Below are 24,873 nucleotides of genomic sequence, written 5' to 3'. Positions count from 1 at the left end.
TCAGCTGCCCCGATAGGTCGAATAGCCATAGGGCGATACGAGCAGGGGGACGTGATAATGGCCCGCATCGGCAATGCCGAAGTCGAGGGTGATGCTGTCGAGAAAGGGCGGATCGGGCAGATCGACGCCCCGCCGGGCGAAATAGGGGGCGACCGCAAATGCCAGCCGGTAGCAGCCCGGCGTGAGCGCAGGCAGGCCGGGGCATCGACCGTCCGCGTCGGTGACGCCAGCGAACAGGACGGTCCCGTCGCCATCCATCAAACGCAGCGAGACCCCAGCGGCGGGGCAGCCATGGCTGGTGTCGAGGACATGGGTGGACAGGCTGGCCATCATGCGGCCTCCTCTTCTTGCTTTGGCCATTGCCCGACAAATTCCGCCTCGTCATAAGCCAGCAGGTCCGCGACCAGTGCGGCGCGATCATCGAGGAAAAGCTGGTCAGTGACGCCGCGCAGCAGCCGGGGCAGCGCGGTTTGCAGGCCGGACAGGGCCGAGGCGGAGAGTCCCAGGCTGATGAGCGCGGAATAGTTGAAGGCGAACAGGCCGTGCAGCGCCGCCGCGCCAGCGTCGGTACGCGGCAGTAACTCAAAGCCATCGCCGAGATAAGGATGCGCGTCGATCAGCGCGTTGGCGCTGCCGGACGGCGGGGTGAAGCGATCGGCCCAGCGGGCGATATGCTGTGCGACCGCGCCCAGTTCCCCGCGCAGGCCGGGATCGCTGACAAGGCCGGTGGACAGGATCACGAAATCGAAATCATGCGTCCCCTGCGGCGTGGTCACGCGAACCTGATCGTCGACCAGTTCGACCGATAGCCATGGCGCGCCCAGATGAAGGTCAAAACCCGGCCAGGCGGCAGCGCGATCGAATGTGTCGTTGGTGGGCGGCTGGTTATGGCCCAGGAAGCCCGCCATCACCGCATATTTGTCCGCGTCCGACAGCGCGGGATAGCGACCGGTAAAGCCGACCTGTTCCATGAAACGTATCGGGTTGATGCGCGGCAATACCGGGCGGCGAATGAACACATGCGCCGCTGCGACGCCCAGGCTGAGCGCCGCATTGGCATTGTCGAAGGCCGACGCCCCGCCGCCCAATATGCCGATCCGCTTGCCCATAAGCGCGGCAAAGTCGATCGGCTCGCTGGTATGGGCGTAGCGGTTGCGAGGCAGGGCGTCGCGGATCATGGCGGGCGTGTGCCATTCGCCGCCGCCCTGTATGCCGGTCGCCAGCACCACCTTGCGCGCCAGCAGCGGCGGCTGGCCGTCGAGATGCAGGCAGTGCAGGCCGTCGCCCAGCGGCTCGACAAGGGTCAGTTTCGTGTTGTTCCGCACCGGCAGGTTCAAAACGCGGCGATACCAGCGCAGATAGGCCATCCAGTCACCGCGCGCGATCTTGCCGACCGCCTCCCAGCCTGCCGCGCCATGCTGCGCTTCCCACCAGGAGCGGTAGGTGAGCGCCGGGATGCCGAAATCGATGGGGTTGAGGTCCTTCGGCGTGCGCAGCGTGATCATCCGCGCATAGGTGTCCCACGGCCCTTCCAGCCCGGCGGGGTTCTCGTCAATGATCAGGAGGTTGGACACCCGCTCGCGCAACAGGCCGAAGGCGGCGGCCAGGCCGCTCTGCCCGCCGCCGACGATGACGACGTCATGGACATGGCCGTCTGGATGCGCGCGCGGACGGGTCCAATCGGTGCCGCCATGGCCGATCAGGACGAGTTGCCGGGCCAGTTCGGATTCCAGCGCGGGGAGGCTCATATCCATTCCTCCCCGATACGGGGAGGGGGACCGCCCGCAGGGTGGTGGAGGGGGATCGCCCCACACGCTACGCCAGGAGGATAACCCCCTCCGTCACCGCTTCGCGGCGCCACCTCCCCGTGCGGGGAAGGAATGCGAACGGCGCTCATGCCATATCCTCCAGCCGCAACCGGACGATCTCGCCAATCTGGGCAAGCGCGGTTGCGATCTCTTCCTCGCGCCCATGGCTCAGCCGCTGTTCCATGGCGGCCAATATACCCGCCTTGTCGGTCAGCCGCACGCAGATGATGAAGGGGAAATCGAAGCGCTCCCGATAGGCCGCGTTGAGCGCGTGGAAGCGTTCATATTCCTGTGGGGTCAGACGATCCAGACCGGCGGACGCCTGTTCGGCGGCGGAGGCATCGGTCAGCGTCCTGTCGATCGCCGCCTTGCCCGCCAGTTCGGGATGCGCGCGGATCAGCGCCAATTGCTCCTCCGGCGTCGCGTCATGGACGACGGCCATCAGGTCGGCATGGCGGTCGCCCGACGATGGCCGTGCGTCGGCACGCGCCTCGACCCAGGGACTATGTTCGAACAGCGCAGTCAATGCGTGTTGCCCTCCAGACTGACATGGGCCGAGACGACTTTCCAGCCATCCGCGAACTTGACCCAGCTCTGGGTCTGGCGGCCGCGCCGGTCGCTATTCTCGCGAAAAAATTCAGCATCGGCGGTGGCGAAGCTGTCGCCATAGACGGTGATCGCGACGTTCCCCAGCTTGCGCTGCGGTGAGCCGCCGCGGCCTTTGCGAAATTCGCGGATTTCCTCGATTCCGTACAACACTTCGCCGACGCCATAGCGGTTGGTGGTGGGCGCATCGTGGAACAGCGCGTCCATTGCAGGCACATCGTCCGCCATCAGCGCGCGCTCATATTCCATGAAGGCGGCGGTGATTTCGGCAAGCAGGATCGGATCGTCGATGGTCATGCGGGGTGGACCTCCATCCAGTGGCGGGCAATGTCGATGCGGCGGGCGACCCAGGCGTCTCGACAAGCGATGACATGGTCGAGGAAACGGGCGAGCGCGGCGGCGCGGGCTGGTCGCCCGGCGATGCGGCCATGCAGGCCGACCGACATCATCCGGCCACCCTCCGCGCGGAGCTGATCGAACGTGTCACGCAGATAGCGGAAGAATTGCTCGCCTTCGGTAAAGCCGTTGAGCGCGACGATCTTCATATCATTGGCGTCGAGTGTGTAGGGGACGATCAGCTGCCCCTCTGCATAATAGGGCAGGTCGTCTGCATAGCTGTCAGCATCATAAATGAAGCCACCTTCTTCGCGCACCAACCGGGCGGTGTTGGGCGATGTGCGGCCCTGATACCAGCCTAGCGGGCGGGTGCCGGTCAGCTTTTCATGCAGCGCGATGGCCTGCGCGATATGGGCGCGTTCCACCTCTTCAGGGACATATTGATAGTCGATCCATTTCAGGCCGTGGCTGGCAATTTCCCAGTCCGCCGCCAGCATCGCCTCCACCGCGGCGGGGTTCATCGCCATGGCATTGGCGACGCCGAATATAGTGACGGGCAGGTTGCGTTCGGTGAACAGGCGATGCAGGCGCCAGAAACCGGCGCGACTGCCATATTCATAGAGGCTTTCCATCGCCATGGCGCGCGCCGGGTGGCTGGCGGCACCGACCATTTCGGAGAGGAAGGCTTCGGACCCCTCGTCGCCGTTGAGGACGCTATTTTCCGCGCCTTCCTCATAATTGACGACGAATTGCACAGCGATACGCGCGCCGCCGGGCCAGCGCGGATCGGGTGGATGTTGGCCATAGCCGATGAGGTCGCGGGGGAGCGTCATGCAGGCCCACCCTTCCCCGTTCGGCCTGAGCGAAGTCGAAGCCCTCGCCTGAGCGTAGCGAAGGCACCTCGCTTCGCTCGGTGGTGCCCTTCGACAAGCTCAGGGCGAACGGGGGTGGGTGGTAGCGTCATGCGTCCCACGCCTTCAGCGCCGCCGGGATCGCCGCGCCGGGCGGCAGGGCGAAGCCTTCGCGCAGCAGGCAGGCTTCCAGAGCGCCAAGCGTTATCAAGACCTTATGCTTCATAGCATTATAGCCCATCGCGCCGATGCGCCAAATGCGGCCCTGCAACGGCCCGAAAGCGGTGCCGATCTCAATCTCGAAATGATCGCGCATGGCGGCGCGGACGCGGTCATTATCGACGCCGTCGGGGATGAACACGCCGGTCACATTGGTCATGCGATGGGCGTCGTCGCCAAAGAGGGTGAGACCCATGGCGCGCAGCCCCGCGCTCATCGCCCGGCCAGCGGCGGCGTGGCGGGCATAGCGCGCCTCCAGCCCCTCCCCCAGCATCACCCGCGCACATTCCCGCGCGGCGTAGAGCATGGAGGTCGCTTCGGTGTGGTGGTTCAAACGTTTGTCCGACCAATAGTCCATGATCATGGCGAGGTCGAAATAGTTGGAGCCGATCCGCGGCCCCGCGCCGTCGATACTGTCGGCGCTGCGGATGCCCGCTTCGGTATGGCGGCGGGCGAAGATGTGGTCGGCGGCCCTATCGGAGATGGTGATCGGCGCGGAGCCGGAGGGGCCGCCCAGGCATTTTTGCAGACCACCGGTGACGACGTCGATGCCCCAGCGATCGACAGCGATTTCCATGCCGCCGATGGTCGCGGTCGCATCGACATAGCTGAGCGCGCCTGCCGCGCGGCACAGATCGCCTAGGCCGTCGAGCGGCTGGGCCATGGTCGTGGACGTATCGCCATGGACGCAAGCGACGATTTTGGGACCAGTGCGTATGATGGCAGCGGCAATCGCATCCATCGGCACCACTTCGCCCCAGGGCGCGTCAACGGTTTCGATCACCGCGCCGATACGGGTGAGGATTTCGCCCAGCAGCAGCCCGAAACGCCCGAAATTGATCACCAGCACCGTGTCGCCCGGCGCGACCAGCGAGACCAAAGCCGCCTCTATCCCGGCGCGCGCGGTCCCGTCGATCAGCATCGTTTGCTGGTTTTGCGTGCCGAAAATCGGGCGATAGAGCGCCATGACCTGGTTCATATAGCCGGTCATTTCGGGGTCGAACTGCCCCAGCAGATCCGCCGACATGGCGCGCAGCACGCGGGGATGGGCGTTGACCGGTCCCGGTCCCATCAACAAACGCTGTGGCGGGTCGATTTCGCCAAAAAGCAGGGGGTCAAGCGGGGTCAAAGGTTGCTCCCAATCGGTCGATAAAGCCAAGCATGACCTGCAATGCCACATCGGCATCGGCGGGGTCGACATGTTCGGCGGGATTATGGCTGATGCCCTGCCTGCAACGGATGAAGAGCATGGCGGTGGGGCAGAGCGCGGCCATCACCATCGCGTCATGCCCCGCACCTGATACGAGGCGACGGACGGGATGGCCGGCGTCGGCGATGGCGGCGTCCATCAGGTCCATCAGCGCCGCGTCGCACGGGCTGGCGGGGAGGTCGTGGACGCGCTGGATCGCGAAGTCCAGGTTGCGGCGATCGGCGATAGCGGCCAGCGCGTCCAGTATCGCTTCCGCTGCCCGGTCGCGGCGCGCTGCGTCACCTGCGCGGATGTCGATGGTGAAACGGACTTCGCCCGCAATGACATTGGGCGCGCCCGGCAGCGCCTCGATCCGTCCGACCGTCGCGACCAGATCGGAAGCATCGGCGCGGGCTATCGTTTCGATCGCCAGGATCATCTCGGCCGCGCCTGCCAGCGCGTCGCGGCGCAGCGGCATCGAACTGGTGCCTGCATGACCGGCCATGCCCTTGACGACGACCTGATAGCGCAGTTGGGCCGCGATGCCGGTGACGGTGCCGACGGCCAGCCCCTCTGCCTCCAGCACTGGTCCTTGTTCGATATGCGCTTCGAGATAGGCAAGCGTCGTGCCGGGCGCACGGGCGGCGGACAGATAGTCAGACAGGGTGACGCCCGCCTGCGCCAGCGGCACGCCATCGGCGTCGGCAATGTGGAGTGCTGCGGGGTCCAGCGTCCCGGCAACCGCGCGGCTGGTCAGCATGGCGGCGGGAAAGCGCGATCCTTCCTCGTCCCCGAAGGCAATGATTTCGATCGGGAAAGGCAGGCGACGACCCGTCCCGTTCAGCGCCCCCACAGCCTCCACGCCCAGCATGATGCCCAGCGGCCCGTCATAGCGCCCGCCATCGCGCACGCTGTCGAGATGGCTGCCGATCAGCAAAGCGGGGGCGCCGGGCAAGTCGCCTTCATAGCGACCGATCAGGTTGGCGGCGGCATCGCGGCGCACGGTCATGCCTGCCTGCGCCATCCATTCGGAGAGTGCATCCTGCGCGGCGGTGTAGGCCGGGGTCAGATAGCCGCGATAGAGGCCGCCCTCCATATCGCTATAGGGCGCGACACCCAGCGCGTCGCAGCGCGCGACCGCTCTTGCGCCGCCGCTCACCATGTCGCCACCTGCCCGTCGCTGCGCGGATCGGTTGCGCCGTCCAGGCGACCGTCGGCGTGGCGGACGATGGCACCGGCATGACCCATCATCGCGGTCAGTGGCCCGACCCGCTCGACATAATGGCCCGCCGCTGCAAGCTCTGCATAGAGCGCATCGTCAAACCCGTCCTCCAGCTTCAATGTCGTGCTGTCCTCGCCCCAGGTTCGCCCCAACAGCCATCGCGGCGCGCTGATTGCCTGCTGGAGATCGACGCCGAACCGGGCATAGCGGGTGAAGAGCGCGGCCTGGGTTTGTGGCTGGCCTTCGCCCCCCATCGTGCCATAGGCCATGAGCCGCCCGTCATCGAAGCGGGCGAGCGCGGGGTTGAGCGTGTGGAAGGGTTTGCGACCCGGTTTGAGCGCGTTCCAGCCGTCCGCTGCCAGCCGGAAGCTGCTGCCCCTATTCTGCCAGGTGATGCCGGTCCGTGGCAGGACAAGCCCCGATCCGAATTCATGATAAGTGGACTGGATGGCGCTCACCACCCTGCCCTCCCGGTCAGCGGCAGCGAACCAGCAGGTGTCGCCCTGCGCCGACGGGCGGGGCCAGGGCATGGCGCGGGAGGGGTCGATGGACGCGGCGATGGCATCCAGCGCGGCAGGATCGCCCAGCAATCCCTGATAATCGAAATCATGGAAGGCGGGATCGCCGACATGGGTGTCGCGCAGCAGGAAAGCCTGCTTGGTCGCCTCGACGAGACCATGGACATGGTCGAAACCGTCCACCTGGGTCGCGCGCAGCCGGTCGAACAAAGCGAGGATCATGAGGGACGCCAAGCCCTGCGTCGGCGGCGCGCTGTTATAGAGATCGATGCCGGTGATGCGGGTCGTGAGCGGCACGGGGCGGGTGGCCCGATGCGCGGCGAGATCATCGCGGCTGACCGGGCTGCCCAGTTCCGCCAGATCCTGCGCGACCAGATCGGCCAGCGCGCCGGTATAGAAATCGGCGGCGCCATTATCAGCAATCATCCGCAGCGTCGCGGCGAGCGCGGGCTGGCGCAGCACATCACCTTCTCGCAAGGAGCGGCCTTCCGGCTCGAAGATCGCGGCATAGGCGCCGGGCTGGACGCGCAGTTCGCCGCCCTTGGCCACCGAGATAGCCGCGCCGCCGCTGGTCACGGCCACGCCAGTTTCGGCATGGTGGATGGCGTCGCACAACAGGCGGGACAAAGGCAGATTGCCGCCGCCGCTTTCCAATATCGCCGTCCAGCCCGACAGGGTGCCTGCCACCGTGTTGGCGGCAAGTGGTCCCCGTGTCGGCACCGCGTCCAGCCCGGCATAGAGGGCAAGGTCTGCTTTAGCTGCCGCGCCGCCGCAGCCATGCACGCTATGGATCGCGCCATCCGGCTCTGCGACCAGCCAGAAACTGTCACCGCCAATGCCGGTCATATGCGGATAGACGACGGCCAGCGTGGCGGCGACGGCGACGGCAGCCTCGACCGCGTTGCCGCCGTCCTTCAACACGTCGCAACCCGCCTGCGCCGCCAGAAAATGGGGCGCGGTGACCATGCCGTTCGTGCCGCTGATGGTGGAAAGCGCCATCATCCTAGTCCGGCAGCGCGGCGACGAAGGCGCGCACGACATCAGCGCTGTTGACCGAGGCCAGCGCCATGAACGTGGTCATCTGGTTCGCGCCCGCGTCGCCTCCGGCGAGGTCAGACAGGCTGCGGAACACGATGGCAGGCACCTGATTGGCATAGGCGACCTGCACCACTGCGGCGCTTTCCATGTCGAGGACGCGCGCGCGCCATGCCTTGGCCAGATAGTCGCGAAATTCGGCATTGTCGGCATAGACACCGGCGCTGACGCCAGTGCCGCCCACCACGAATTTTGGCTCATGGGTCAGGCAGTTTGTCGCGGTCGCCTGTCCCTCCACACAGCGGCGCAGGGTCAGGCCAGGCGCGATTTTCCGGGCGAGCGCCAGCAGCGCAGGATCGACCGCCTGCCGATACTGGCGGCGCGGCGTTTCCGTCGCATTACCCAACCTCACCCCGCGCGGGAACATCATGCCGAATGGCGGCGGCGCGTCGGCATCGACGGGTTCGGGGACGACCCAGCCCTGCGGCGTCTGACGCGCGAAGGACACTTCCAGATATTGCGCCCAATCCTCCGCCACGATGACGTCGCCGATCGACAAAGCGGGATCGACGCCGCCCGCAATGCCGGAAAAGACGATGCGCTTTACCGTGAAGCGATCCAGAACCAATTGGGTATTCATCGCCGCGTTGACCATGCTGACGCCGCTCTGCATCAGCAACACGGGCTTGCCCGCCATGGTGCCGGTCAGGAAGGTGAGGCCGTTGACCTTATAGGTCCGGGGCTTGACGACCGTATGGGCCAGCGCATCCCATTCGGGCGCGAAGGCGGTCATGACCACCGTGCGCGGCGTCCGGTCGAGCGGCTTCGCCTGCGCCGGAACCGGCAGCAGCAGCGCGCACAGGGCTATGCAGAGCGCGCGCATCATGCCGCGCTCATCCAGATGAAGCGGACGACGAACAGGGCGGCCAGCAGGAACAGGAACCAGTCGGCTTTGGTCGCGGTACCGCGCAGCAGCTTCAATATGGCGTGGGCGGTGATGCCGAAGGCCAGCCCGTTTGCGATCGAGAAAGTGAGCGGAATCATCGCCACGGTGAGGAAGGCGGGGATCGCCGAGAGCGGGTCCTCCCACTCTATTTCGGTCAGCGGCAGCAGCATCAGCCCGCCCACGATGATGAGCGCGGGCGCGGTGGCGGCCAGCGGGACGATTTGCGCATAGGGGGCAACGAACATGGTCGCCAGGAACAATATGCCGGTGACAACCGCCGTCAGCCCGGTGCGCCCGCCCGCCTGCACGCCCGCCGCGCTTTCGACATAGGAGGTGACGGTGCTGGTGCCCGCCACCGACCCGACGATCGTGGCGGCCGCGTCAGTGATGAGGATGCGGTTGAGACCGGGGATGCGCCCCGCCTTGTCCATCAGCCCCGCCCGCTTGGTGACCGCGACCAGCGTGCCGATATTGTCGAACAGGTCGACGAAGAGAAAGACGAAGAGGATTTCGAGAAGGCCGAGGCCATGGCTGCCGGTCAGGCCGAACACGCCCGACAGGTCGAGTTTGAAGGCGGTGCCGGTCAGCGCGTCGAGGCTGTAGGGTTCCGGGTTGATCACCACCTGGCCGCACAGCCATCCCACCAAAGTGGTCGCGACGATGCCGATCAGCATCGCGCCGCGCACATTCCACACGCTCAGCACGCCGATGACCAGCAGGCCGAACAAGGCGAGCGCTGCGCCGGGTGCCTTCAAGTCGCCCAGTGCCACGAAGGTCGCCGGATTGGCGACGACGATGCCTGCGTTCTTCAGGCCGATAAAGCCGATGAACAGGCCGATGCCGCCCGCCACCGCCGCGAACAGATGCATCGGAATGGCTGCAACGATCATCTGGCGCACGCCGGTCAGCGTCAGGATCAGGAAGGCGATGCCGGAAATGAACACGCATCCCAGCGCGACCGGCCAGGGGACGCCCATCTGCTGGACCACGGTGAAGCTGAAATAGGCGTTGAGGCCCATGCCCGGTGCCAGCGCCAGCGGGGTATTGGCGACCAGCCCCATCAGGATCGAGCCAAAGGCCGCGGCAAAACAGGTCGCCGCCGCGACCGCCGCGATCGGCATCCCCGCCTGTCCCAGGATCGCGGGATTGACCAGCACGATATAGGCCATGGTCAGGAAGGTGGTGAAGCCGGCCAGCACCTCCGTCTGCGCCGACGTGGCCCGTTCCGACAGGCTGAAATAGCGTTCGAGCCGCCCCGTCCCGTTCCCCGGCCCCGGCTTTACCGCCACATCCGTCATAGTGCGTCCCCCTGTTTGACGGGCGATGTTACGCCGGTCAGCCCCTTATATTCCAGTGTTGCGGCGAAGCGGAATAATGTCGCTTCGCCCCCCGGCCTGCCAATCAGTTGCAGCCCCAGCGGCAAGCGGCCCGGTCGGCGCAGCGGCACGCTGAGCGAGGGCAGGCCGGTAAAGCTGATCGGCTGGCTATGAATGCCCAGATCCGCGCGGGCGGGCGACAGCGCACCGTCGATCATAATGCGCGGATCGGCGATCAGCGGCGCGACACAGGGCGTTGCGGGGGCCAGCAACAGGTCGTAATCGTCCATGATGGCGACGATGCGTTGCTTATAGTCCGCGCGAAACGCCTGCGCCGCGTCGTAGAGCGCGTCGGGGAGCAGTGCGCCTGCAATCAGCCGGTCGCGGGTCGCCGGATCGAACGACATCGCGTCGCGGCCCAGAGCCTCGCGATGCAACCTGCCCCCTTCTGCGGCGGTGATCAGGAAGGCGGCAGAGCGCGCCCGCGCGATATCGGGCAGTTCGATCAGTGGCGCGTCGGGCGCGATCGCATCCATCGCGGCGATCTGGTCGGGGTCGACATTGTCGCGGAAGCGCCCGCCCAATCGAGCGATGCGGATCGGATCGCTGGCGGCGGTGTGACTTCCCGCCAGCGCATCCCAGATACATTGCATGTCCGCCACCGACAGGGTGAAGGGGCCAATATCGTCGAAACTGTCGGCAAAGGGAAACACTCCGCCCATGGGCAGCGCGCCATGGCTGGGCTTGATACCGTAAATGCCGGTCAGGCTGGCAGGAACGCGGATCGATCCGTTAGTGTCGGACCCTAGCGAGAAAGGCAGCAACCCCGCCGCAACCACAGCCGCAGATCCGCCGGACGATCCGCCTGCCAGCCGATCAAGATCATGGGGATTGCGCGTCGTGCCGTGCCGGGCGTTGATGGTGGCGAAGCCATAAGCGAATTCGTCCATATTGAGCGTCGCGACCAGCACCGCGCCTGCGACGTGCAGGCGGCTGATGGCGTCCGCATCGGCCTGCGCGGGCGGCGCATCGGCATAGAGGCTGGACCCTGCGGTGGTCGGCAACGCGCGCACATCGAACAGATCCTTGACGCCATAAGGCACGCCCGCCAGCGGCCCCGGATCACGCCCCGCAGCGATAGTGGCATCGACGGCTGCGGCCTCCGACCGGGCGCGGTCGGCCAGGATGCGCGTTACCGCGACCAGTCGCCCGCCGTCTGCCGCCAATCCGGCAAGGCATTGCTCCAGCACGGCCATGGCGCTGGTCTGCCCCGACCGGACAGCGGCGGCGATCTCGACGGCCTGTTTCACGATTTTTCCGTTGCAAACAGCGTGTCGGCATGGCGATCCAGCAGTGCCAGATTGGCGGTGACGCCCGCCATGCAGGGTTCGACTATGGTCAGACCCAGCCGCTGCGCTGCGCCTTCAATCTCCGCCACGGTGCGTGGCAGTGGCGGGCGCTGGGGCGTTGCGCCTCGTCGCGCGAAGCGGCTCGCCAGCGCGGCGCACAGGAACAGCTGGATCTGGTGGAAGATCATCAGCGGCAGGATGATGACGCCGACCTGCGCCGCCGGGAACAAAGCGCCCGCCATCGGCACGCCCGACACCAAGCTCTTCTTCGACCCGCAGAACAGCAGAACGATCATGTCCGCACGCGGCAGGCCGACGAGGCGCGCAAGGCCCAGATTCGCGCCCATCACGATGATCAGCATCACCAGGCTGAGCAGCAGCAGGAGCAACAGGTCGGCAATCCCCACCTGCGACCAGATGCCTCCCACCACCGCCGCGCTGAACGCTGTATAGACGACCAGCAGGATCGACCCGCGATCGACCGGCATCAATATCGTCTTGTGGCGGTCGATGAACGCGCCGATCCATGGCCGCAGCAGATGCCCGGCAAGGAAGGGAACGAGCAGTTGCAGCGCGATCGCCTGCACCGAGTGCCAGGGAAAGCCGCTACCCCCGCCATCCACCGCCATGAACAACCCGACCAGAAGCGGCGTCAGGATGATGCCGACGATGTTGGACAGGGATGCGCTGCACACCGCCGCCGCGACATTGCCCCCAGCAATCGCAGTAAAGGCGATCGAGGACTGGACCGTCGATGGCAGCAGGCTGAGATAGAGCAGGCCGGTCAGCAGCAGTCCATCGCCATGGCCGCGCAACAGGGCGACGAGGCTGAGGCCGATGACGGGAAAAAGAATATAGGTCGAGGCCAGCACGTAGAGGTGCAGCCGCCAGTTGCCCGCCCCCGCAAGCACCGCGTCGCGCGACAATTTTGCCCCGTGCAGGAAAAAAAGCAACGCAATCGCGAAGTCCGTCACCGCCTCGACCCAAGGGATCGCCGCGCCGCGCACCGGAACGAACGACGCGGCTGCCACCGTCGCAATCAGGCAGAGCAGAAACGGGTCGGGCAGAAAGGAAGGCTTGGAAACGCGGACCATGGCCCCCTTTAGGCCGATCCTGCCCTACCGATCCAATAGAATGACTTGCACGGATCGTTGCAAAAAAGCGCTTACCCCTGTGAACAGCTCATCGCCGGTATCGGTCAATCTCTATCCCGTGGCGGTTGAGTTTGTCGTAGAAGGTTTTGCGCGGCAGATGCAGTTCGGCCATGGCCGACCGCGCGTCGCCCCCGACCCGCTCCAACACCTGCCGGATCACGCCCGCCTCGAAACGTTCGACCTGCTGGGTAAGGGAGAGCGCACCCCCCTCCCCCGCGCCATCCGCCTGCATTCCCAACACGGTCCGCTTGGCGAAATTGGTGAGTTCGCGCACATTGCCCGGCCAGTCATGGTCCGCCAGATAGGCCTGAATGTCCGGGCCGATGCGGGGAACGTCACGCTTCATCTGGTCGGCCGCCTGATGCAACAGATAACCGAACAGTAATGGAATGTCGGCGCGTCGTTCACGCAACGGCGGAATGCGCAGCCGCACCATGTCGAGCCGATAGAGAAGGTCCGCACGAAACCGGCCTGCGGTGACGCTGGCCTCGATCCCCGGCTTGGTCGCCGCGATCACGCGCAGGTCCACCGCCTGCGGCTGCTCCGCCCCGACCGGCAATATTTCCCGTTCCTCCAGCACGCGCAGCAGCGCGCCCTGCAACCAGGTCGTACTACTCTCTATCTCGTCCAGAAAGAGCGACCCCTTGTTGGCGCGGGCTATCCTGCCCGGCTGGGTCGTGCGGTTATGGGCGGCGCGCCCGCTTTCCTGTCCGAACAGATCGACCTCCGCAATCGCATCGGGCAGCGCGGCGCAGTTGATCGCAACAAAGGGTCGACCGCGCCTGCGGCTCCAGCGGTGGAGAAGGGTTGCGACCAGTTCCTTGCCGGTGCCGGTCTCCCCTTCGATCAATATGTCGACATCGGCGTCGGCGACCTGGCGCATATTTTCGCGCAAGCGGACCATGGCCGGGGTTTCGCCGATCAGCGGTTCGCCGCCCGCGCTTTCGTCGGCAGCCGCGCGCAAGCGGCGATTGTCCAGCACCAGCCGCCGCATCTCCAGCGCCCGCCGGGCTGATGCGACCAGATGATCGGTGGCAAAGGGCTTGGCGATGAAATCGAACGCCCCGGTCTTGAGCGCTGCGACCGCCATCGGCACATCGCCATGCCCGGTCATCAGGATCACCGGAATTTCATGATCGATCGCCGCGACCCGCTTGAACAACTCCATCCCATCCATGCGCGGCATCCGAATGTCCGATATGATCGCGCCGCCAAATCCGGCGTCGATCCGCGCCAGCGCCGACGCGCCATCGGCAAAAGCCTCGACCGCCATGTCGGCCAGTTGGAAGGACTGGACCAAGGCACTCCGTAGCGCATCGTCATCATCGACCAGCAGGATGGGCAGCTCACTCATAGGGCATCCAATGTCATGCGGAACAAGGTGTGGTCGTCGCTGGCCACATGGTCGAGCGTGCCGCCAAACTCCACCATGATGTCGCGGGCGATGTGGAGACCGAGGCCGAGGCCGCCCGTCTTGGTGGTGGCAAAGGGCATGAACAGCTGGTCGGCGATGGCGGGATCAATTCCCGTGCCGCTGTCGCGCACGTCCAGGATGACGCGCCCGTCCGATTGCATCAGATCGACCCGGACCCAGGAATCAGGCCGATCGCGCACCGCCTCCAGCGCGTTGGTCAGCAGGTTGACCAACACCTGTTCCAGCCGGACGCGCCCTGCCCGGACATTCAGGTCAGGACCGGGCGTCGGCAGCGACAGCGACACCCCGGCGCTGCGAAACTGGTCGCCGACCAGCAGGCGCACGCCATCCATCGCCTGTGCCAGCGACACTGGGCCGATATCGCCGACGCCGCGCCGGGCATAACGACGCAATTGCGCGGTGATGCTGCCGATCCGGTCGGTCATCGCCACGATTTCACGCAAATTGGTGGCGGCCTGCTGCGGCTGCGCGCGGTCCAGAAAGGCGGACGCATTTTCGGCAAAGGTGCGGATCGTGGCGACCGGCTGGTTGATTTCATGGGCGACGCCGGCCGAAATCGTGCCCAGCGTGCCAAGCCGATTGGCATGGGCCAGTTCCTCGCGCGCCTGACGATAGCGCTGGTCGGCGGTCGCGCGGGCATCCATTTCCCGCGCCAGATCGGCGGTGCGCAACGCCACCTCCCGCTCCAATATGGCCCGCGCTTCATGCGCCCGGCGGCGGCGCACTATCGCCCAGGCAAACCCGGCGAGCAGCAAAGACAGCAACATGATGAACAGAAATACCGCGATATTGGCGCGTTGCCGGGTCGCCTGCAACGCATTGTCCAGCAGCTCGACATGATAAAGCCGCCAGCCTGCCACCGGCACGGGCAGGCTAGCCGTCATCGCCTGCGACCCGTCGCGCATCCGGGTCAGGCCATCGGGACCGATCGCGATACCCAGCGGTGTCAGGGGCGCGCCGCCAAATTGCAGCGCCTGCTTGATCTTCGCCTTGCGTGCCGGATCGATCGCCCGCAAAGCGCGAAAACGCAGCGTGGGGTCGCTACTGAGCAGCAGGACGCCATTGGCGTCGGCCACGAAACTGAGCGCCCGCTGGTCCCGCCAGGTCCGCTCGATCGCGTCAAACTCCACCTTGACCACGATCACGCCGATCGGGCCGTCGCCGCTCTCGATCCGGCGGGACAGATAGAGGCCGGGACGATGGCTGACCGTGCCGAGCGCGAAATATTCGCCGCCGCCCTTGGTCCAGCCGAGGCGATAATAGGGACGGAAGCTGTAATCCTGTCCCACGAAGCTGTCGGGCAGGCGCGCGTTCGACGCCGCGATCGTCCGGCCCGACCGATCCAGCGCAAAGATCGCACCCGCGCCGGTCTTGGCCTTCAGCACGGCCAGCTTGTCATTGAGCGCCATGTCCACCCGGCCAGACCGAAGCGCCGCGCGCAGATCGGGATATTCGCTCAGCACAACAGGCAGCAGGCGGAATTTCTGCAACTCCGATTCCAGCAGGCGCAGCACGGCGCGGGTCTGCTGCGTGGTCTCGTTGCGCTCCGTCGTGATCGTCTGGGCGCGCAGCGTGCGATGATAGCGATCGGCAAACAGGGCCGACGCAGCGACGATCAAGGCGATCGCCAGCAGTAGCGGCGCGAGGCGTCGGGTCCAATCGGGCAGGAAAGCAAGGCAGGTCATATTGTGTGGATTATCACACAATCCTTGCCATGGCGATGTGGAAATCCGCATAGATGCGGGCAGTGCAAGGGGATGATCCTGCACGATTATCATTTTATATCAGAATGTTGATATAAAATGCAGCCGATATTTGGCAGCATCCCAATTCCACCGCACCATAACCTTGCCGCAAAGACTGAGCCAGCGGCGGCTATGGAGATGGAGCAACCGTCATGATCAAACAGAGTTTTCCGCCAGCCTCCCCGCCCCCTGTGCGCAAAGGTCTCGCGTCCCAACTCTATGTCCAGGTCATTGTCGCGATCATCCTGGGCGCGTTGCTCGGTCACTTCTGGCCTGCTTATGGCGAAGCGATGAAGCCGCTGGGCGATGGCTTCATCAAGCTGGTCAAGATGATCATCGCTCCGGTCATCTTCCTCACCATCGTCACCGGCATTGCTGGCATGAAGGAATTGGGGTCGGTCGGCCGGGTGGCCGGCAAGGCCTTCGCCTATTTCCTGACCTTCTCCACCCTGGCGCTGGTGGTCGGACTGATCGTCGCCAATGTCGTCCAGCCGGGCGCGGGCATGAATATCGATCCCGCCACGCTGGATGGCGGCGCGGTTGCCGATTATGCCGCCAAGGCGCATGAATCGACGCTGACCGGCTTCCTGCTGGGCGTCATCCCTACCACGCTGGTCAGCGCCTTTACCGACGGTAACATCCTCCAGATCCTGCTGATCGCGATCCTGTTCGGCATCGCGATCAGCATGGTCGGCGAACCGGCTGCCCCAGTGATCCGCTTCATGGAGCGCCTCAGCCTGATCGTCTTCAAACTGGTGTCGATCCTGATGCGCGCGGCCCCCGTCGGTGCCTTCGGAGCGATCGCCTTCACCATCGGCAAATATGGCGTGGGCAGCCTAGCAAATCTGGGCGCGCTGGTTGCGACTTTCTACCTCACATCCTTGCTGTTCGTGGTCGTCGTGCTGGGGAGCGTCGCGCGGCTGACCGGCTTTTCCATCTTCAAGCTGTTGCGTTACCTCAAGGCCGAATTGCTGCTGGTGCTGGGGACATCATCGTCCGAGGCCGCGCTGCCCAACCTCATTGAAAAAATGGAGCGGGCGGGCTGCGAAAAGTCCATCGTCGGGCTGGTCGTCCCCACCGGCTACAGCTTCAATCTGGACGGCACCAACATCTACATGACGCTGGCGGCCTTGTTCATTGCGCAGGCGACCGGGGTCGAACTGACGCTGGGGCAGGAATTGCTGCTACTGGGCGTCGCGATGCTCTCGTCGAAGGGCGCGGCGGGCGTGACCGGCGCGGGCTTCATCACGCTGGCCGCCACATTGTCGATCGTGCCGACGGTGCCGCTGGCGGGCATGGCGCTGATCCTGGGCGTAGACCGGTTCATGAGCGAATGCCGCAGCCTGACCAACTTCATCGGCAATGCCGTGGCCACCATCGTCGTCGCACGCTGGGAAGGCGGGCTGGACCGTGAGAAGCTCAACGCCGCGCTCGACGGGCGGTTGCCCGCACCGGAGGTTGTCGAAGCGTCCCCGCAGGCCGTGCTGACCGCCGCCTGACGTTTTTCAGGGAGGCCTGAGCCGCTTGACGGCCGCCTTCCGCTGACAGATTGGTTCCAAAATCATGTCCATGACCCGCCTGCTATGCGGCGCGTTGACGCTCGCCTGGGCGATGCCCGTAGCCGCCCAGACCGCCGCGCCCGAAACCTATCCCGCCGCCGCTCAGGGCGATAGTGCGACGACGAAGGGCTATAACCTCTCCCGCTGGGCAGAGGATTGGAGCGCCTATCGCGACCCGGCCAAGCGCGACGACATTCTCGATCGCCTGAAATATCTGCCGCTCGATGAGGATGGCGACATCTATCTGACGCTGAGCGGTGAAGCGCGACTGCGCATGAACCTGACCAGCAATCCGCAACTGATCGAAGGCCCGGAACAGCGGCAGGACATTGTGCGCCTGGTGGGCGGCGCGGATCTGCATATCGGCGATCATCTGCGCTTCTATGGCGAAATCGCCCATGGCCAGTTATCGGGCAAGAATGTCGGCACCCCGTCCGGGTCATTGCGCAACAGCTTCGTGCGCCAGCAATATTTTGCCGAGGCCAAGGGACGCATCGGCGATGTCGATCTGGGCATACGTTATGGACGGCAGGAGTTTACCGACGGTCCCAATCTGCTCATCTCCCAGCGCGACAATAACACCATCCGCTTCGTCCTGAATGGCACCCGCGCCTGGGCGCGGACCCCTACGATGCGCGCGACCCTGTTCGATTTCGAAACGACCGATCTGGGCAATGGCGGTCTGGGCGACGATGTGCCCGACAAGAACCGGCGGTTCAGCGGCGTGTCGGCGGGCTTCGTGCTGCCGACCCATTGGCTGGGCGGATCGAGCCTCTACTTCGACCCTTTCTTCTGGCGGCGGCGCAATCGCGTAGGGACTTGGGGCGGCGTCGTATCGCCTGCGGTGCGCTATTATGCGGGCGCGCGACTTTGGGGCGACGTTGGCCCGGTCGCGCTCGATTGGACGCTGGTCCACCAATATGGCCAGTTCAACGACCGTCCGATCCGCGCCTGGCAAGCCTTTGCCGCGCAAACGGTCCGTCTGGGCACGGACAAGAGCGCGCCGCGTATCGGCGTCCATGTCGATTATGGCAGCGGCGGGGGCGGTTATGATAATGGCACGCTGCGCAACGCTTATGCGCCGTTCGGCAATAATATCTATTTCAGCTACGGCCTGTTCCTGACCGCCACCAATCTAATCGCGGTCGCGCCCAATATCTCGTTTCAGCCGATCAAGGGCGTGCGGGCCAGCCTGGAATATCAGTTCAGTTGGCGCGACGATGCGCGGGATGCTGTCTATCGCGCCAATTATTCGCCCTATGTCGGCACGGAACGGGTGCCGGGCAAAGCGGTGGCGCGGCTCGCGCGGGCGCAGATCGTCTATTCCATCTCGCCACGACTGACCCTGACGACGCGGGCTGAATATTTACAGGCGCAAGAGGTGTTAAAGGCCGCTGGCTATCGCAACTCCGCTTTTCTGGCGACCTGGCTGAGCTTCCGGTTTTGATGCGCCTCCTACCGGTCATCCACCCCGATCAGGCGGACCGGTCCCAGCAATCCCGACGGCAATAATGGCGAGTCCGGCTTGTAGGGGGATGACGGCGCGAAGGCGACGGGCTTTGCGCCCGGGTGCTTGTCGCCGATCAGGCGGTTGGGCCAGAGATTGACGACACGGACTTCCAGCCGGTTGTTGCCGGGCTTGAGCGCCTTGCCGATGTCGATGCGATAAGGGGAATGCCATAAAGGCGCAAATGGGACGCCGTTAACGATGACGGTCGCAATGTCATGCACCCCGCCCAGATCGAGCGTGACCCGTCGCCCAGCCAGCAACCAGGAGGACGCCATATCAAAATCACGGCGGTAGCTGGCGCTGCCGGAATAATATTTGATGCCGGGGTCGGCTGAGTCCGGCCAGGAGATCAGCCGGTCGAAATAGGCCTGATCGGGCGCACCGCGACCCTGTTCGAAAGACAATTGCCAATTGTCATTCATGGTCGCCAATATTGTTTCGACCGGTTCGGCGGCTGTCCATGCAGGTTGCGCGGTTGGGCGCTGAAACACCAGGAAGCCGGACTCATGGCCGTTCAGTTTGATCTGCACGCTGGTGCGGCCTGATGCCCGGCGGAAACTGGCCGGTGCGCTCGTTCCGGTGTCGGCGTTCCAAAGCTCCGGCGCGCGACCGTCCGCGCGGACGCTGGCCCAGAGGCTTACCGGCTTGTCGCTCTGATTGCTCAGGAAATAGAGGTCGGTGTCGCCAGCTTTGCGGTGGAGCCAGAGCATGTCTTTGGCCGCTTCGGCATCCTCGAACATGACATCGGGGGTGATAGACTGCTGCGCGGTTGCCTCGGCGATGCTGGCATATACGCGCCTTGCCGATCGCGGGCGGTCACGCGGTCCCCATAGGCGATTGGCGATTTTTTCGATCGCGCTGTCGGGGCTTAGCACACCCAGGCCGCCGATCGGGCGGCGCGCCACGACGGTCGCGCCTTGCGCCACCAATTGCTCGATCTTCCTAAGCGTGGGCAAAGTGAAGCGCTGGATGCGGTCGGGAATGTAGAGGAGGCGATAGTCCATGCCGCTGGGCGTGACGATCCGGCCATCGCGGACAGAAAGCAGGTTCACCAGCGCTTCGGCATTGACATAGTCGAAGTCGAACCCTGCCGGAATGTCGCTTTCCAGCCGATCGAGATAGTGTTCGGTCAGGCTGCGTTCCTCGCCATAGAAATAGGCGATATCCGCGATCGGGCGGCCCTGCTGGAGCATATAGGATGTGCGGGCCAGGTAAGTGACCCATGGTCCGGCCTGCTCCGCCCATGTGTCGTTGCGGTTGAAGAACTGGCCGAAGATGAAGAGCGACAGGCCCGGCTTTGCGTCCACCAGCGGTTGGTGATGCGATTCATGCAGCAGCAGGCGATTGATGCCGCTGGCGAATATCCGGTCGGCGACCGGGCGCAGCATCGCTGGCGAGAAAGCCCAGGGGTCCTGAATGGCCGCCACAGTCAGCGCCTCTGCGGCGGCGAATTTCTTGCCATAGAGATGGGCGACCGACGCGCTCTCCTTGAGGTCGGCGGCGAGCGGCGGCTGGCCTGGCGCGGTGGCGAAGGGGCGATACCAATATTCGGCGGTCGGGATATCGGCCCGCGCCTTGAGCGCTATGCCATCGACGATGGCGCGGGGGAAATCGCCCTGCGCTTCGGAATAATAGGTCATGCCGCGCGCATGAAGCGTCCGCGCCAGCACCGCATGATGATTGTCCGCGACCATATCCTTGAGCGTTCGCCGGAAATCGAACAGGAAGGCTTCCGACAGCGCGCTGCTGCCGACCACCCGGCCCGTCAGGACGGGCAGGAAGGGGACGGGATCATAGCCGCGGCGCGCCTGAAATTCGGCCAGGATTTTGGGGGTCCAGTTCTGAACGCCAGCCTCCCAACTGTCGGTCAGCATCGACCCGATACCCGCCGCGCCGATCCGTCCGCCGCTGGCCCGGTCGTAAAGCCCCAGATAATGGTCGAGATAACGCGCCACCGCTGCGGGATCGAGCTTGTCGACCTCCAGCCCGGTCGCGTCAGGTTCGGCGGGCGCATTGGCCGCGCCGGTGAGGGACCACCCCATTCGCAGGACGGTCCAGTTACCCGGCGGAGGCGTCCAGTCGAGCGATCCGTCGGGCCACAACCGATCTGTCAGGTTGACGATCCTATTGCGGGGGATGGCGTCCTTGGCCGCGACCGGCGCGGGTGAGGCCGCCTCTGGCGATATGGTCGACTGGAAACCGGCCTTGGCTTCGATGCCGTTGATCCGCGCACCGCTGTGCAGCGCCAGTCGGGTGACCGACACGACATCCAGCCTGGGCTTGGGCAGGACCCGGTCCAGCGAGGCGCGCGATGGCAATGTGACCGGCAAGAGGCGCAGCCTGAGCTGACGGGCGACGACTGGTGAGAAAGCGACAGTTTCCTGCGGCGCTGGATGGATGAACGGATCATTGGACGCTTCGATCAGGGCGCGGGCGGTGGGGCGCCATTGGCCATCCCCCTGATCGACCTCAATCATCACCTGGGCATTATTCTTCATGCCGATCGAGATGGCACCCAGTTGCACCGGACGAGCATAGGATGCGACCAAAGTGACACCCTTTTCCGCGTCGAGCGGCAGGTCAAGCCCCGCTGGCGAGGTGGGTAACGGAACGGCGCCCAATGCCGAAATCCGCGTCCAGACCGGCGGCGGCACATTGCGTTCCGACGCTGGTGTCGGGAAGGCGATGACCGCCGTGTCGCCATAGCTGCGCGGCCCGGCAGCGCCCTTGCCGACATCCTGAAACGGCCCGGTGGCCGACGGCGGCAGGGCCAGCTGGCCGGTAAAAGGCTGGCCGCCAGTTACCAGCGTCTCGCTCCAGACATATTTCTTCATGCCATCGGCGGGTGCGACCCATGGTCCGCCAGTCTCGCTCCAGCCGGGCGAGGCGGCGATGCCGAATTCAAAGCCTGCGTCATGCGCCTGACCCAGCGACTGGCGGAATATGGCTTGCCACTCGGCGGACATGAAGGGCTTTGGCGGCTTGACGACGGCGGGCGTCGGGAGCTTGCCGCCCGAAAAGGCATGGACCCCGCCAATGCCGATACGCTGCATCCATTCCAGGTCCAGTCTGGCCCCTTCGGCGGATATGTTGCCACCCATCCAGTGCCACCAAAGGCGCGGCCTGGCGTCCTGCGGCGGGGTTTCAAAACCGGTGCGCAAGGTGTCGTCCGAAGGCGTGGCGACGACGCTCTGGGCGCTCAGCCCCAAGAGTGAAGCACTCGCCATGGCCAGCGCGCCAATCCATCCGGTTCGATGCTTCATCCAGCCTCTCCTTGGCTTGTTCCATAGCGCCGCCGTCATTCCCGACAGTGAGTTGGACATATTCTACGTTATGCGCGATTTATGCGATCATGTATCGCATAGGCGGTTATTTCGGCTTTGGTCAAGCCGGTCACGCCCGCAGGGACCGGGCCGCTTGACAAGCGCAACGGCGACGACTTATGCGATATATAGTCGCATAGATTGAGGGCGGGACAAGAGCCTGTTTGAGTCGGTCGATGCAGGAAATCACAGGAAACGAGCGGCAATAGCTCGTCGAAATCGGAGGGGATTGTTCCATGAAAGCCATGCAAGTCCTGCGTCGCGGCGTCAGTTTGAGTGCGATGCTGATCAGTGCGCCACTATGGGCGCAAACCGTCCCAACGGACGACAGCAGCAGCGCGTCCCAGACATCCATGGCGGACATCATTGTTCAGGCCCGTCGTCGCGATGAAGGGCTGCAAGACGTTCCTGCCGTCGTCAACGCCGTGACCTCGGCACAGATCGACAAGCTCAATCTGCGCAGCTTCAGCGATGTGCAATCGCTCGTCCCCGGCCTGGAACTGTCCTCCAACGCCAATGGCATCGGCGCGAACGCGAAGCTGCGCGGGGTCAATTTCGACCTGAATGCCAGCGGCAATAATCCGACGGTCGAATTTTACTTCAACGACGCGCCGATTACGGCGGGCGTCATTTTGCAGCAAATGTATGACATCGGCCAGATCGAGGTCCAGCGTGGTCCGCAGGGGACGCTGCGCGGACGCGCCGCGCCGTCCGGGTCGATCACGGTTACCTCCAAAAAGCCGGACCTGTTCCAATATGGCGGTTTTGTCGATCTGACCGCGAACTGCATCGGCACGATGAATGCGAAAGGGGCCGTCAATGTCCCGGTGATCGAGGGCATATTCGGCCTGCGCGCCGCAGGCGTGTGGGACGAGAATGAGGGCGACCGGGTGCGCGCCGCCAACAATCCCGATCCGCGTTCAACCACGACCAGCGGGCGTCTGTCGGCGCTGGCGACGCCGCTCGACTGGCTGCGGTTTGAAGGCACATATCAATATATCAAGCGCAACGCGATCAGCTATGATCAGGCGATTTCGTTCAGCGAGGCCAATCCGGCCGCCACGCCCAGCCCGGTCCTGATCACCGCCGAGGACCGCCTGTCATTGCAGCAACGGCCCCGTCCGGTCCGCCAGCGGTTCAATATCTACAACTGGCAGGCCGAAGCCGCACAAATGGGGCAACGCCTGGTCTATCAAGGCCAGCATTATACCCAAAACCTGTTTTCGCGCGATAATGCCGACGACGCGATCTTCTTTCCCGGCCGGATCGTCGACCAGGTCGCCAACACCCGCGCCAAATCGACATCTCATGAAGTCCGTTTGCAGAATGAAGAACGGCTGTTCGGCTTCCTCGATTATGTCATTGGTGCCTTTGATTACAAGAATAGCTCGCAGACCAATCTGACGACGCCGACGGTGGTGCGCCTGCCGCTGGCATTTGGTGGCGGCGTTGCCCAGATCGTCAACACTCCGATCGTCCGACCGACCAAGGAACATGAACAGTCCTTTTTCGGCAATCTGACCGCCCATATCGGCAAGAATACCGAGGTTTCAGGCGGGTTACGGCGGATCGACTACAGCTTTGTCGGCGGTTTCAGTGTCAACGGCCGGGTCGTCGATGCGCAGGACCGGGACGAAGGCAAGCTGATCTATGCTGCATCGGTCAAGCATAATTTCACGCCCGACTTCATGGTCTATGCCAGCACCGGCAGTTCCTGGCGGCCGGGCCTGACGGCGATCGGCAATTTCAATCTGGCATCGTCGGCGCTGGAACGATCCTTCGTGACCGTGCCGCCTGAAAGCTCCAAATCCTACGAACTGGGTTTCAAGAGCAATTTGTTTGGCGGCCGCGCGCAATTCAACCTGACCGCCTATCATCAGAAATTCCAGAATTTCCCCTACAGGTCCCCGACCGGCATTTTCTATGTCAACACCGTGGCGGTGACCAACGCTTCGGGCGCGGTGACAGGGTTGAGCCAGCAAGTAGGCCAGTTCAACTTCGTGTCCCCCGTGCCGGTCGAGGTCAATGGCATCGAGGCCGATCTTCAGGCCGCGATCGGCAGCCGCCTGAATGTAGGCCTCGCGGCCAGCTATTCGCTGGGCAAGATCAAGAATGGCGTGGTTGCGTGCAACGACATTAATGGCGACGGCATTCCCGATGTCACGACCGGCACGCCCAGCCTGGCCGCGTTGCAGGCCGCGGTCGGTGCCAACAATCTGTCCACCTGCCGATCCAACGACCGGTCGGCCTTCCTGCCGCCGTTCAGCGCGTCGATCCAGTCGGAATATCGCATCCCGGTTTCGAGCGCGACGGATGGCTATGTGCGCGGGCTGTTTTCCTATAATGGCAAGTCACAGGGCGATCCGACCAACCCGTTCGACAATGTCAGCTCCTATGGCCTGCTGAACCTCTATGCCGGGGTTCGTGGCCATGACGGGATGTGGGAAATGTCCTTCTTTGCCAAGAATGTCTTGAATACGACGCGGGTGATTTCGCGGACCAACCCGTTGTTCACCTCCTACCAGCAGCTTGGCTTTGCTGGGCAGTTTGCCAATGGCGCACCGGTTCTGACCGGACCGACGGGTGCTTCGGCCACCAGCAGCTATACCGGCGGGTCGTTGACGGCGCCGCAGGAGTTTGGCGTCAATCTGCGCTTTGCCTTCGGGTCACGATAAGCGGCCTTGACGCACCCGGACAGCATCGCAGTAGCGATAGTGGTGCAGGCAGCCGTTTGTCCGACAAGACAGCAAAC

18 protein-coding genes are annotated in these 24,873 nt (G+C 64.5%); 3 read left to right on the top strand and 15 right to left on the bottom strand.

Annotated elements, in window-relative coordinates:
* From uraH to Q0D44_RS16090, 14 genes are all read right to left on the bottom strand, one after another.
* Positions 1–333 carry a hydroxyisourate hydrolase gene (gene uraH / locus Q0D44_RS16155; RefSeq protein ID WP_294137984.1) on the bottom strand — a complete coding sequence of 111 codons (333 nt, stop codon included), beginning with the start codon at positions 331–333 and terminating at the stop codon, positions 1–3.
* Positions 330–1,748 (bottom strand): NAD(P)/FAD-dependent oxidoreductase, encoded by a 1,419-nt coding sequence (locus Q0D44_RS16150; RefSeq protein WP_294137983.1) that lies wholly within the window; start codon positions 1,746–1,748, stop codon positions 330–332. Before Q0D44_RS16150 ends, uraH begins: the two co-directional genes overlap by 4 nt.
* 145 nt (positions 1,749–1,893) lie before the next feature.
* Positions 1,894–2,334, bottom strand: a complete 441-nt coding sequence (uraD, locus tag Q0D44_RS16145) for a 2-oxo-4-hydroxy-4-carboxy-5-ureidoimidazoline decarboxylase (protein WP_294137982.1) — start codon at positions 2,332–2,334, stop codon at positions 1,894–1,896.
* Positions 2,331–2,711: an oxalurate catabolism protein HpxZ gene (gene hpxZ, locus Q0D44_RS16140; protein ID WP_294137981.1), complete on the bottom strand. Its 381-nt coding sequence runs from the start codon at positions 2,709–2,711 to the stop codon at positions 2,331–2,333. The genes uraD and hpxZ overlap by 4 nt, the downstream gene beginning before the upstream one ends.
* Entirely contained in the window at positions 2,708–3,583 is an 876-nt protein-coding gene (gene puuE / locus Q0D44_RS16135) for an allantoinase PuuE (protein ID WP_294137980.1), read from the bottom strand. Before puuE ends, hpxZ begins: the two co-directional genes overlap by 4 nt.
* 127 nt (positions 3,584–3,710) lie before the next feature.
* Complete coding sequence (locus tag Q0D44_RS16130; protein WP_294137979.1) at positions 3,711–4,949, bottom strand: alanine--glyoxylate aminotransferase family protein; 1,239 nt, start codon at positions 4,947–4,949, stop codon at positions 3,711–3,713.
* A complete protein-coding gene (locus tag Q0D44_RS16125) occupies positions 4,936–6,171 on the bottom strand; it encodes an allantoate amidohydrolase (protein ID WP_294137978.1) in 1,236 nt (411 codons plus the stop codon). Before Q0D44_RS16125 ends, Q0D44_RS16130 begins: the two co-directional genes overlap by 14 nt.
* Positions 6,165–7,748, bottom strand: coding sequence for a gamma-glutamyltransferase family protein (locus Q0D44_RS16120; RefSeq protein WP_294137994.1), 1,584 nt, complete (start codon positions 7,746–7,748; stop codon positions 6,165–6,167). Before Q0D44_RS16120 ends, Q0D44_RS16125 begins: the two co-directional genes overlap by 7 nt.
* 4 nt (positions 7,749–7,752) lie before the next feature.
* A complete protein-coding gene (locus Q0D44_RS16115) occupies positions 7,753–8,670 on the bottom strand; it encodes a 5'-methylthioadenosine/S-adenosylhomocysteine nucleosidase (protein ID WP_294137977.1) in 918 nt (305 codons plus the stop codon).
* On the bottom strand, positions 8,667–10,028 hold the full coding sequence (locus Q0D44_RS16110) for an NCS2 family permease (RefSeq protein ID WP_294137976.1): 1,362 nt from the start codon (positions 10,026–10,028) through the stop codon (positions 8,667–8,669). The genes Q0D44_RS16115 and Q0D44_RS16110 overlap by 4 nt, the downstream gene beginning before the upstream one ends.
* Positions 10,025–11,356, bottom strand: coding sequence for an AtzE family amidohydrolase (locus Q0D44_RS16105; RefSeq protein WP_294137975.1), 1,332 nt, complete (start codon positions 11,354–11,356; stop codon positions 10,025–10,027). The genes Q0D44_RS16110 and Q0D44_RS16105 overlap by 4 nt, the downstream gene beginning before the upstream one ends.
* Positions 11,353–12,489, bottom strand: a complete 1,137-nt coding sequence (locus tag Q0D44_RS16100) for a bile acid:sodium symporter family protein (RefSeq protein ID WP_294137974.1) — start codon at positions 12,487–12,489, stop codon at positions 11,353–11,355. Before Q0D44_RS16100 ends, Q0D44_RS16105 begins: the two co-directional genes overlap by 4 nt.
* Before the next feature lie 88 nt (positions 12,490–12,577).
* Positions 12,578–13,903, bottom strand: a complete 1,326-nt coding sequence (locus Q0D44_RS16095; RefSeq protein ID WP_294137973.1) for a sigma-54 dependent transcriptional regulator — start codon at positions 13,901–13,903, stop codon at positions 12,578–12,580.
* Positions 13,900–15,669 carry an ATP-binding protein gene (locus Q0D44_RS16090; protein WP_294137972.1) on the bottom strand — a complete coding sequence of 590 codons (1,770 nt, stop codon included), beginning with the start codon at positions 15,667–15,669 and terminating at the stop codon, positions 13,900–13,902. Before Q0D44_RS16090 ends, Q0D44_RS16095 begins: the two co-directional genes overlap by 4 nt.
* 212 nt (positions 15,670–15,881) lie before the next feature.
* On the opposite strand from Q0D44_RS16090, the gene Q0D44_RS16085 reads away from it, so the two are divergent.
* Positions 15,882–17,228: a dicarboxylate/amino acid:cation symporter gene (locus tag Q0D44_RS16085; protein WP_294137971.1), complete on the top strand. Its 1,347-nt coding sequence runs from the start codon at positions 15,882–15,884 to the stop codon at positions 17,226–17,228.
* Positions 17,229–17,292: 64 nt separating this feature from the next.
* Entirely contained in the window at positions 17,293–18,735 is a 1,443-nt protein-coding gene (locus tag Q0D44_RS16080) for an alginate export family protein (protein ID WP_294137970.1), read from the top strand.
* Between the two features lie 8 nt (positions 18,736–18,743).
* On the opposite strand, the gene Q0D44_RS16075 is transcribed toward Q0D44_RS16080, so the two are convergent.
* Entirely contained in the window at positions 18,744–22,061 is a 3,318-nt protein-coding gene (locus Q0D44_RS16075) for a glycosyl hydrolase (RefSeq protein ID WP_294137969.1), read from the bottom strand.
* A 296-nt stretch (positions 22,062–22,357) separates the two neighbouring features.
* Between Q0D44_RS16075 and Q0D44_RS16070 the strand changes: the two genes are divergently transcribed.
* On the top strand, positions 22,358–24,796 hold the full coding sequence (locus Q0D44_RS16070; RefSeq protein ID WP_294137968.1) for a TonB-dependent receptor: 2,439 nt from the start codon (positions 22,358–22,360) through the stop codon (positions 24,794–24,796).
* Positions 24,797–24,873 lie beyond the last annotated feature (77 nt).

It is taken from the genome of Sphingobium sp., assembly GCA_023266575.1.
GTDB lineage: Bacteria > Pseudomonadota > Alphaproteobacteria > Sphingomonadales > Sphingomonadaceae > Sphingobium.
The sequence above is the reverse complement of the archived record's forward strand: the minus strand, read 5'-3'. Positions and strand labels throughout refer to the sequence as shown.